The sequence below is a fragment of the Nonomuraea sp. B19D2 genome (assembly GCF_040137845.1).
Classification (GTDB): Bacteria; Actinomycetota; Actinomycetes; order Streptosporangiales; family Streptosporangiaceae; genus Nonomuraea.
This window is the reverse complement of record NZ_JBEFAK010000151.1, coordinates 1-1,086: the sequence shown is the minus strand read 5'-3', so window position 1 is coordinate 1,086 and position 1,086 is coordinate 1. Positions and strand designations below refer to the sequence as shown.

Below are 1,086 nucleotides of genomic sequence, written 5' to 3'. Positions count from 1 at the left end.
CAGGCCGTACCAGCGCATCGACTACGTCATGACCTCTCGCGACATCAAAACGACCTCGGTGGCCGTCATCGGCACCGAGGCCTCCGACCACTTCCCCATCGTGGCCGACCTCGAACTCCCCCACCCCTCGCCCTGACCTCCGGCGCCCGCCGTCTCTCGCGACGGCGGGCGCCGAGCGGTCCGGATCAGATGACGCCGCTCTGCCCGACGCAGCTCGTGACACCCTTCCTACCGGCCAGCTTCACGAAGACCCGATGCGCCATCGGCCGGGTCGCCGAGATCGCCCTGCTGCCGGAGTTGCCCGTGATCACGGTCGCCAGGAACTCGGCGTCCGGAAGGCCGCCCCGATCCTGGACGAGGCTGACCTTGACCGTGGTGGGGCCTCCGGAGGCCGTCCAGTGGACACGGCTGAAGCGGTGCCCATACGTCGTGTCGATGTAGGTGACGGTCACCTTCAGCCTGTAGGACCCCTTCGAACAGGTCGCGACGAGGGCCTTGGCTGCCGACGTGGTCACCGACGCCGCCGGCGCGGACGCCGAGGCGGTCACCGACGCCGACGCGGGCGCGGGCGCGCCCATCATGGCCACGGCCCCCATGGCCCCGACGACGACCGCGGTACGCATGATCTTCATATGGTTCCCTCCGTTGATTTCCCGTCGAGGTGAGACCATACGGAGACGCGGTATGGCGGAGGTATGTCCCAATCAGACCACTCGGAGCGCGCTAGTGGGACGCTAGTCAGACGCTAGGTTTCGACGACCAAGCAGCCGACGACCAAAGTCCGCACGGCTGCCGGCCGAACTGTGTCCAAGGGATCTGTCGCCTGACTCAACCCTTGACCCATGCTCCTTCTCGGCGGGCACCAGAACCCGCCCCGACAGAAGGAGCATCATGAAGAAGCTGCTCAAGACCGCCGCCATCGGCGCCATCGCGATCGCATCGAGTTTCGCCCTGGCACAGCCGGCAATGGCCAGCTCGCTTTCGTGGAACGTCAGCGATGGAGTTCGAGGAGCTCAGAGAGTCCGAGCGGCTTGAACAGGATCTGAAGGACCTCGGGGTGAACGCCGACATCAGCTTTGTCCCGCG

General features: G+C 66.4%; 2 protein-coding genes. One reads left to right on the top strand and one right to left on the bottom strand.

Annotation, left to right across the window (positions count from 1 at the left end; all coding sequences use genetic code 11):
- Window positions 1–185: 185 nt before the first annotated feature.
- Window positions 186–632, bottom strand: a complete 447-nt coding sequence (locus tag ABN273_RS59220) for a hypothetical protein (RefSeq protein WP_349458599.1) — start codon at window positions 630–632, stop codon at window positions 186–188.
- Window positions 633–891: 259 nt separating this feature from the next.
- Between ABN273_RS59220 and ABN273_RS59215 the strand changes: the two genes are divergently transcribed.
- Window positions 892–1,035 (top strand): hypothetical protein, encoded by a 144-nt coding sequence (locus ABN273_RS59215; RefSeq protein ID WP_349458598.1) that lies wholly within the window; start codon window positions 892–894, stop codon window positions 1,033–1,035.
- The last annotated feature ends 51 nt before the right edge of the window (window positions 1,036–1,086 follow it).